The following is a 10,744-nucleotide window of genomic DNA, read 5'->3' as shown; positions in this document are numbered from 1 at the left end:
ACATCCCCTTTTGCGTCTTTAAATCTATTAGTATAAAAACAATCTATCCATTTGTGGACAGTATCTTATGCTGTTAAGTGTACCACTTATTAGAAATATAATCATTGATTTAGGTTCAAAAAAAAAAGAAATTAAATTGATATTTTTTATCAATTTAATTTCTTTTTTAAACGGGTTAAATAAACTTAACGAACTTTTTGTTACTTGTAATATACTGTCCATTCCCGATATAGAAGCGGGTAATGCCCTTATACTTAACAATTCGCTGCACATTTAGCTTAGTTGATTTCTTAACATAGGTGGAATTATTCCGATCGAACTTAGTTGCGGAATGAATTCTGATCCCCTTATTGTTAATTACTCGAACTTGCTTGGTAGCAGGAGTGCTTTGGTAATAAGTGTTAACAATATACTTCCGATTAGCGGTAATGTAGCCGCTGTACTTAGCAGCTTGATGTCCACTGATCAGTGCTTTGACATAGTAACGAATTAATCCAGATTTGGTCATCACGATCTTTTTGATCCGATATTGAATTGCATTCGTCCGTGAACGTTTAGGGTGTAATACCTTCCGTAAATGAGTGTTGAACGTTGCTCCCTTATAGGAGTAAATCGAATCAGTTGCGTAGATATACTTAGGATGCTTGGCTAACTTAGCGTTGTAAGCCTTAAGGTAACCATCCCGATAACCCTTCGAGCGGTTCTTTAGCGAGCTTAGCGCTAGATAACTACTATTGGCTTTTTGTTTCCCAACGGCTGCTTGGCTTTGATACTTAACATATCCAGCACTAGCACCTAGTGCATACGCCCTTTCGTATTGCGAAGCGTCACTAGCAAGTGCAGTCGGTTGCTTACCATTATAACCAGCCTTGCTTCCGGCTAAATAGCCAGTCCGGCCAGCAACATAAGCACTATCGGTCGCCAGATCGCCATTATTAATTTTCTTTTTAGCATCACTGATACCCTTCAAGAAATTATCGTAATCAGCAGAGGCACTGCTGGTGGCTGAGGAAGTAGTTGACGTTGCTGATGAAGCTGCCGATGACGTTGCCGAAGCGGAACTGGACGCAGCAGTCGAACTTGCTGATGATTGAACAGCTGAACTTTGACTATTGGAGATCAATCCAGCTGCTTGAGCAACGAATCCACTAAGCATCTCAGCAGCCGACTTAGCAACTACAGCAGCACTCACTGCAACACTAGCGGTACTACTTGCTGAATAACTAGCAGCATTGAATGCACTGTACGCACTAGCTGCATCGGCCCCTGCGGAATTAGCAACCGCAGCATATCCCTTGAACGTAGCAGCCAAACTATCACCTAATGAATAACTACCAGCAGCATAAGCACTAGAAGCAGCCAAGTATGCACTGTTAGCATTTGAACGCGCGGTCGTTACTACCATGTTAGCGTTGGATAATGCAGTCGCAGCACTAGCAGCTTGACTAGTGTAAGCGCTGGCCTGACTCGCATTCCGACTAGCAACGATGCTTGCAGAATTAATCGTCAGGTTCAACCCACTAGCTTGACTATTCAAGCTACTTAGTTGGGAGTTAGCAGGATTAGCAGCTGCATATGAGCTAATGCTACCAACCGCCGTGATGGCATAAACTTGATAACTATTGGCTTGTGATGCAGCAACACTGGCAACGGAGGCGTAATTATAAACGCTTGCCGTGGATTGAACTACGGTGGCGTTATAAGCACTTGCCTGGCTCACGGATGAGCTAATTGCAGCACTCGTAACCGCTAATGATTGTAATCCACCATTGGCACTTACCATCGTAGCAATCGCAGTAGCTGATTGGTTCACCTGGGCACTTGCTGAAGCAACTAGGTTAGTGGCCGAAACTGCAGTTAATGCATAGCTAGCAGCAGCTTGGCTGGCATTCGCTGCAGCCTGGCTGTTTTGCAGTGCGATTGCAGCTTGACTTTCAGCACTCACCATTGCCTGATGAGCAGCCTGACTAGCATTCGCAGCATTCACCGTGTCGCCTTGAGCAGCATAGCTGTTGGCAAGCGATGCGTTATTCGCATTCACCTGTGCATAACTACTTGCAGCAGCCTTAGCCACGTTCGCAGCACTAGCAGCTTGACTAGCCTTCATCGTTTCAGCTTGGGCGGCTGAATTAGCGGAAGCGGCATTCACAGCGGCAGTCGAAGCAATTGCTGCTGCAGAACTGATTGCTGAACTGACGGCGCTAATGCCAGGCACTGAAGCGTTCCCACTGGCAACGGCACTGGCTGATGCAGCAACACTGGCAGCTTTTTGCGCACCACTTTGAGCAGTGCTCATTGCACTATTGGCAAGGGAAGCAGACGAACTAGCGTGGTTGCTTACATTGGCAGTCCCACTATAATCTTGGTTCGCCCCAGATGCAGCTACACTAGCAACGGAAGCCGCAGAACTGGCTAATGCAACGTCACTAGTAACGCTTTGCTGCGTCCCACTGGCAACGCTAGCGGCACTAACTGCACTTTGCAATGCAGATTGAGCGTTAGCATTAGCAGCCTTAGCATCATCCGCAGCACGACTGGCACTTTGCGATGCTTGTTGAACATCAGCAAGTGCAGACTGCACAGCAGCAGATGCTGAGGAGGCCGCTGTTTCAGTACTGACTGCCAAACTCGTCATTGTAGAAGCAGTCTGTGGATCAAGGTGATCAGCAGCAGATTGGGCCTTTGCTGCATATGAACTAGCAGCGTCCCGTGCACTGTTTGCGACCTGCGTTTGTTGATCAGCAATTGAACTAGCTGCTGATGCGCTTTGAACAGCAGCACTAGCAACTTGGCTAGCAATAGACGCTTGACTAACGGCTGCATTAACTGCACTAACTGCACTAGCAACTTGAAGGTTGGCTGGATTAGCAGAAAGGACTTGTCCAGCAGAACTGGCAATTGCTGAGATACTTTGTACAGCAGCATCAGCAGTGCTTGCGGCAACGGTGATCGCAGATGACGCGGTTGTGATTGCCTGGCTATCGACCCCAGCTGAATCAGCTGAGTGCGCAGCATTTACAGCGGCTTCGCTTGCCCGTTGCGCACTAACGCTCGCCTTGAATCCATCGGCGATCACATTAGCACTATCGACCGCAGCGGAGGCCTTAACGACGGCCGCGCTGGCATCGATAGCTGCGTTCTTAGCGACTTGAGCAGCACTGGCAGCAGCAGAACTAGCAAGCGAGGCTGCTTGACTATTTGCCCTAGCAGCCGCATTTTGATCAGCAACCGCATTGGCAGCTTGACTAGCAGCAAGGCTGTATTCAGCAGCACTTTGCATGTCACCTTGTGCAGCGTAGCTAATTGCTAGTGAAGCATTATCAGCATTTACCTTAGCAAAACTGCTTGCGGCATCACGAGCGGAGTTAGCAGCACTCGCAGCTGAACTAGCGTTTGTTAATTCACCCTGGGCGGTAGCATTTGCAGCGCTTGCGATTGAATTAGCAGCACTAGCGATTGCTAATGCAGAATCAGCACTTGCTAGCACCTGATCCATGCCAGGTGCTGCCGAGTAAGCAGCAGCAATCGAGTGGACGACGTTATTAAATGAATTAGCAGCTGAGGATGCATGTTCAGTAGTCGTAGCTGCACTACTTGCTAAAGAAGCCGATGAATTGGCGGCATTCGGTTCAGTCGCAGTGCCACTATAATCACGGTTAGCACCCGATGCTGCGGCACTAGCGTCAGCAACGGCGGTACTTGCACGTGCAGTATCACTAGCCACGCTACTGTTCAACGTCCCAGCATGCCCAGCAGCAGCATTGGCATCATCTAATGCTGCGTTGGCAGCTTCAGAGGCTGAGCTAGCAGTTGTCGAGGCACTAGCAGCGGTGCTTAATGCCTGTTCGACAGCGCTACGAGCGGAACTGACCGCTAAGGAGGCAGTCGAAGCCGCATTGGCCTTATCAATGGCAAGGCTAGTGGCAACACTGGCTGCTTCAGGATCAAAGCGTTTAGCAGCATCTGATGCTACGGCTGCATATGAACTAGCGGCATCCCGTGCATCATTGGCGACCTTGGTCTGTTGATCAGCCACCCCACTTGCCGATACAGCTAATGAAGCAGCAGCACTTGCAGCTTGGTTCGCTCCAGTTGCTTGACTCAATGCTGATTTAGCAACGCTAGCAGCACTGGCAACACTCTTGTTGGCTGGATTAGCACTAAGAACTTGATCGACTGAACTAGCAGCAATTGCAACGCTTTGCGTATTGGCTACAGCAGCGTTCGAGGCTGTCGCAATCGCTACTGAAGCATCAGTAATGGCGTTACTGTCGTTACCAGCAGAGCTAGCAGCACTCTTTGCTCTTTCAAAGGCATCCGCAGCCTTTTGTGCACTAGCACTAGCATTGAAGCCATCAGCTAATAGTTGGGCATCACCCAATGCAGAATTAGCACTGGCCACTGCACTCGCAGCGATCATTGCAGCTGCACGTGCGGTACTTGCAAATTGTTCAGCAGCAACACTTGCAGAAGATGCTAACTGCCGATTGTGCTCAGCAATGGTGGCTTGTGATTCCGCAGCATCTGCTGCTTGACGCGCAGCAGTACTATATGAACTAGCGCTTGCGGTCTCGCCTAATGCATTGTAACTATTTGCTAACGAAGCATTATCGGCATTGACCTTTGCAAAGCTGCTGGCAGCATCCCGCGCAGCATTGGCAGCACTAGCAGCCTGACTAGCATGATCTAATTCAGCTTGTGCCCCAGAATTAGCAACACTTACAGCAGCATTGGCTGATTGAACAGCAGCATTGGCAACGCTTGCGGCACTGATTGCTTGATCCATTCCAGAAACGCCTGGATGGTTATTTGCAATCGAGTTTACCGCTGCATTGGTTGCACTAACGGTTGCAGATGCACTAGTGATAACAACAACCGCACTCGCAGCTAAGGAAGCCGATGAACTAGCGTGATTGCTTTGGCTAGCAGTCCCGCTGTAATCGCGGTTCGCAGCGGATGCAGCTGAGGAAGCGGCATTGGCAGCTTCACTAGCTCTTAAAACGTCCTTAGCAATCGCAGCACTGCCGTTACCAGCATTGGTAGCAGCCGTATTCGCACTTTGTAATGCGGCATTAGCAGCTTCATTGGCCGCCTTAGCAGCACTAGCCGCAGCATTCGCATTTTGCAATGCCTGTTCAACATCAGCGCGGGCTGACTTGACAGCTTCTGAAGCCGAGCTAGCAGCAGATTCCATTAATACTGCGTTACTAGTTGCGGCGCTCGCCGTTTCTGGATCGAAGTTCTTAGCAGCTGATTGTGCAATTGCTGCATATGAACTAGCGGCATCCCGTGCATCGTTAGCGGCCTTAGTTTCCTGATCGGCAACGACACTGGCGGATGTAGCGACGACGAACGCAGCACTAGCATTCTGCGTAGCGACACTCGCACTTGCGACCGCTTGGTTGGCAGCACTAACGGCACTAACGACTTGTTGATTGGTTGGGTTCTCAACAAGCAATGCGGCAGCTGAGGAAGCAGCGGTAATCGCACTTTGTTGATCAGCATTAACAGCATTCGAAGCATTGCTAACCGCTGATGATGCAGTCGTGATAGCTTGACTATCATTGCCAGCAGCACTCGCAGCCTGTTCAGCATTGGTAGCTGCTTGAGAAGCCCGTTGTGCACTAGTATTAGCATTGAAGCCATCTGCGAGGAGCTTTGCATCACTAACCGCTGAATTAGCGCTATTAGCTGCAGCACTGGCATTTGAAGCAGCTATCACTGCAGCTTGGGCGGCACTTTCAGCAGCCGAACTAGCAATAGATGCAGCTTGACTGTTCGCCTTAGCAATCGCAGCCTGTTCGGCAGCACTGTTAGCAGCTAAACTAGCGGCTTGACTGTGAACAGTTGCACTATCAGAGTTCCCAGTAGCAGCGTAGCTGATTGCAAGGGATGCATTCTCAGCATTCACCTGTGCAAAACTACTTGCCGCATCGCGAGCTGAATCAGCAGCACTCGCAGCTTGGCTCGCATTGGCTAATTCAGATTGGGCAGTTGATTGGGCAGCATTAGCTGTCGCATTTGCGGAGCTTGCGACTGATAATGCGTTTGCAACGTTTTGAATTGCCTGATCCATTCCGGCAATCCCAGGATGCTTAGCAGCAATTGAGTTCACAGCATCATTAGCTGAGTTCGCAATGGTATTTGCACTCGCAGCCGTATTCGCAGCACTCGTTGCTAATGAAACTGATGAACTGACATTATTAGGTTCGGTTGCCGTCCCACTGTAGTCACGGTTGGCAGCAGAAGCAGCAGAACTGGCATCTGCAGCGGCGGCGCTTGCCCGAGCAGTATCGCTAGCCACACTGCTGGTGAGCGTCCCAGCATGCCCAGCGGCAGAGTTGGCAGCATCTAGCGCCGTCTTAGCAGCTTCGGATGCACTGATGGCAGCGAGTGAAGCGGCAGCTGCACTTTGCAATGCTTGTTCTACATCAACTCGAGCAGCACTGGCAGCCACGGCAGCTGAATTAGCGGCGGATTCCATTGCCACTGCATTACTGGTAGCAACGCTTGCGGTTTCTGGATCGAAGTGCTTAGCAGCCGATGATGCTAATGCTGCATATGAACTAGCAGCATCGCGTGCATCGTTCGCCACCTTGGTTTGTTGATCAGCAACCACGTTAGCGGATGAAGCAATCACGGTCGCAGCACTAGCTGATTGCGTTGCAGCATTCGCCTGAACAGTTGCGGAACTAGCAGCACTAGCGGCACTAATTACCGCTTGGTTCGTTGGATTAGCAGAAAGGACCTTATCAACCGCAGATGAGGCAGCGGCAACGCTTTGTGCATTATCCAAAGCAACGTTCGATGCTGTGTCGATCGCAACGGAATCACTATTAATGGCCTGTTGGTCATCTTGTGCCGCACTAGCAGCCTTAGCAGCATTTTCAGCGGCTGTGGCAGCACGTTGGGCACTGGAACCAGCATTGAAACCGTCAGCAAGTAATTGTGCATCGCTACGAGCTGCGTTAGCGCTACCAATTGCATCTGAAGCAGCAACTGCAGCCGCACTGGCAAGGTTCGCATACCCTTCAGCAGCAACACTTGCAGATGATGCTAACTGACTGTTGGAATTAGCGATGGTTGCTTGGGCCGCAGCTGAATCAGCGGCTTGACTAGCAGCTTGACTGTAAGCAGCTGCACTGCTGGTGTTGCCCTGCGTTGCATAACTATTAGCAAGTTCGGCGTTGTCAGCATTGACCTTTGCAAAACTGCTTGCCAAGTCGCGAGCCACATTGGCTGCACTAGCAGCTTGACTAGCATTATCTAATTCATTCTGAGCAGCAGCAGTGGCAGATTTAGCAGTGCTATTCGCGGATTGGGCAACGGAATTTGCAACGCTGGCGTTACTTAATGCCGTAGCCATTCCTGAAATTCCAGGGTTAGCACTCGCAATTGAGCTCACCGCACTGTTAGCGGCACTGGTAACCGTCGCTGCACTATCAGTTATCAAAGCAGCGCTGGTTGCTAATGAGACCGACGAACTGGCATGGTTGCTTTCGGTCGCAGTCCCACTGTAATCACGGTTAGCACCTGATGCAGCAATCGCAGCGTCGTTTTGAGCAGCACTGGCTTTTGCCACATCCTTAGCAATGGCAGCACTAGTGTCACCAGCGGCTGCAACAGCTTCACTGGCAGCTTGTAATGCATTGTTGGCGGCGGAATTGGCGGCAGCAGCATTATTAGCAGCAGCATTGGCGCTTTGTAAAGCCTGTTCCGCATTCGCCCGCGCAGCCTTCACTGCATCGGAAGCAGAACTAGCGGCTGTTTCTTGTTCAACCGCAAGACTGGTCATTGCAGATGCCGTTTCTGGATCGTTGTTATTAGCAGCTGATGAAGCAATGGCTGCGTATGAACTAGCAGCATCGCGCGCATCGTTAGCCGCCTTAGTTTGTTGATCGGCGACCTGGCTGGCTGCACTAGCAGTTGCAGCGGCTTGGTGAGCAGCTTCGCTTGCGGCCGTAGCTTGACTGACCGCTTGGTTAGCTTCAGCAGCAGCACTAACTACGTTTTGGTTTTGTTGATTATCAGCTAGGATTTGCGCTACTGATGAGGCCGTGGCAATCGCACTTTGCTTAGCAGCATCAACAGCATTGGAAGCCGTATTCACTGCAGAAGATGCATCGGTAATTGCTTGACTATCAGTTGCAGCAGAGCTAGCGGCCTGCTTAGCATTTTCAGCAGCTTCGCTTGCCCGTTGTGCACTGGTGCTAGCGTTAAAGCCATCCGCTAATAGTTGGGCATCACCAGCTGCGGAGGTCGCCTGAACAACAGCAGCACTGGCTGCAGAAGCAGCATCGGTGGCAATCTTAGCATAGCTTTCAGCGGCAACACTAGCGGATGAAGCATTCGTGCTTTGTTGCTTAGCAATCGTTGCTTGAGCAGCAGCAGAATCAGCGGCCTGACTCGCAGCTAAGCTATAGGCACTCACTTCATCAATATTACCAACCGCAGCATAGCTTTTGGCAAGCGCAGCATTATCGGCATTGACCTGTGCAAAGCTACTTGCTGCATCCCGCGCCACATTGGCAGCACTAGCGGCTTGACTAGCAGTTACTAGGGCTGATTGAACAGCGGAGTTAGCACCATTCGCTACGTCATTGGCGGAACTAGCGACGCTGTTAGCAGCAGTGGCTGCGCTGACCGCACTACTCATTCCTGAAACGGATGGGTGCGCAGTGGCCAGCGAGTTAACTACACTAAGCGCAGAACTAGTGGTAGCAGCAGCGCTGTTCGTAACAACGACGGCACTACTTGCTAATTCAGCGGATGAGCTAGCGTTATTGCTTTCGGTCGCAGTCCCACTGTAATCGCGATTAGCACCAGAAGCAGCACTGGCAGCATCATTCACAGCCGCGCTGGCTCTGGCAACGTTCTTGTCAATCGTTGCGTTGTTATTGAAAGCATCAGCTGCAGCATCTTGGGCAGCCTGCAATGCGTTATTTGCAGCGGTTTTCGCATCATTTGCAGCAGAATTAGCAGCATTCGCGCTTTGTAGTGCCTGTTCAGCATCTGCCCGCGCAGATTTAACCGCATCGGAAGCAGATGATGCAGCCGTTTCTTGGACAATGGCGTTGCTAGTGGCTACGCTGGCCGTTTCTGGATCGAAGTTCTTAGCAGCGGATGCGGCAACGGCGGCATATGAACTAGCGGCATCGCGTGCGTCGTTAGCAACCTGCGTTTGTTGATCGGCAACTTGACTAGCGGCACTCGCGTTAGCAGCAGCAATGCTAGCGGCTTGGGTGGCATCACTGGCTTGAATAGCGGCTTGGTGTGCTGCGGAAGCGGCACTAATGATATTTTTGTTCTCTGGATTATTAGCTTGCAGATTGGCAGCTGATGCAGCAGCGGCGCTGGCGCTTTGCTTAGCAATGTCAGCAGCAGTATAAGCCATATCGACAGCTGATGAGACATTAGTAATCGCTTGACTATCGGTCGCAGCTGATGCAGCAGCTTGCTTAGCATTTTCAGCGGCTTCGGAAGCCCGTTGTGCACTCGCACTGGCGTTAAAGCCATTTGCTAATAGGTTGGCATCGTCAACTGCAGAACTAGCCATCGAAAAGGCGATATTTGCTTGAGTTACAGCAAATTTGGCTTGATTAGCATAACTTTCAGCAGCCATGCTAGCGGAGAAAGCAATCGCACTTTGGTCGTTCGCACTAGTAGCCTGAGTGGCAGCTGAATCAGCAGCAACGCTGGCGGCTTGACTGTAGAAGTTAGCACTATCAACGTTCCCCTCATTCGCAAAGCTATTGGCTAAGAATGCATTGGCAGCGTTAACTTGTGCATAGCTGGCCACGGCATCGCGCGCCACGTTAGCAGCACTAGCAGCTTGACTCGCTTTGACTAATTCAGCTTGGGCAGCGGAGTTAGCAGCACTGGCAGTCTGGTTTGCAGCACTCGCAGTGGCATCAGCAGAACCAGCATTCATGATTGCAGAGTTCATTCCAGAAAGCCCCGCATGTTGAGCGGCAATCGAGTTGATTGCACTAACGGCAGAACTAGTGGTTTCAGCAACACTGGCAGTGAATGAAGCCGCACTACTTGCAATCAAGGCCGATGAACTAGCATTTTGGCTTTGAATTTCGGCACCATTGTAATTACGGTTGGCACCAGCAGCAGCAGAGCTGGCATCAATAGCTGCATTGCTTATCCGTGCGATATCGTTAGCAACTCCCGCACTCGTAGCATTGACCTGGTCAACAGCCGATTGGGCTGCTTGAGTTGCCTGAGCAGTCGCACTATTTGCAGCACTGGCAGCTTGGACAGCTTGGCTGACGTTTTGTGCGGCCGCTTCAGCAGCTGCACGCGCAGATTGAACAGCAACAGAAGCTGATTGGGCAGCCTGTTCTTGGGTAATCGCAAGGCTATTCAAGTAATCAGCAGTCACAGGGTCATGGTCTAAGGCCGCGGATTGAGCCAATGAAGCATAGCTACTTGCCTGTTCCTTAGCAGCTTGGGCCGCTTGATTCTGTTGATCAGCAACGGAACTAGCGCTTTGGAACGTGCTTTGTGCGTCGGTGGCAGCTTGACTGGCAGCTACTGCTTGACTAGCAGCTGAATTAGCAGCTGAAGCAGCACTGGCAAGCGAACTGTTCTGCGAATGTGCAGCAAATAATTGGTTGGCCTCATCGGCAACGCTGGCAGCTTGGATCGCGTTAACTGAAGCCGCACTAGATGCAGTATCGACCCCACTAGCTGTGCTTACCACTGCTTGGTTATCAGCGTTGGCACCACTAGCGGC

1 protein-coding gene (running past one end of the window) is annotated in these 10,744 nt (G+C 50.7%); it reads right to left on the bottom strand.

The genetic code is table 11. The features are described from left to right. Window positions 1–175: 175 nt before the first annotated feature. Window positions 176–10,744, bottom strand: partial view of a DUF5776 domain-containing protein gene (locus ACSVI6_RS01905; protein ID WP_491720846.1) — the end only. 17,739 nt of this gene lie beyond the right edge of the window; 10,569 of the gene's 28,308 nt are visible here — the last part of the coding sequence; its start codon lies beyond the right edge, outside the window — the gene reads right to left on this strand; it ends in the stop codon at window positions 176–178.

Source organism: Nicoliella sp. ESL1106 (assembly GCF_058509965.1).
This window is presented reverse-complemented; position numbering and strand designations above follow the sequence as displayed.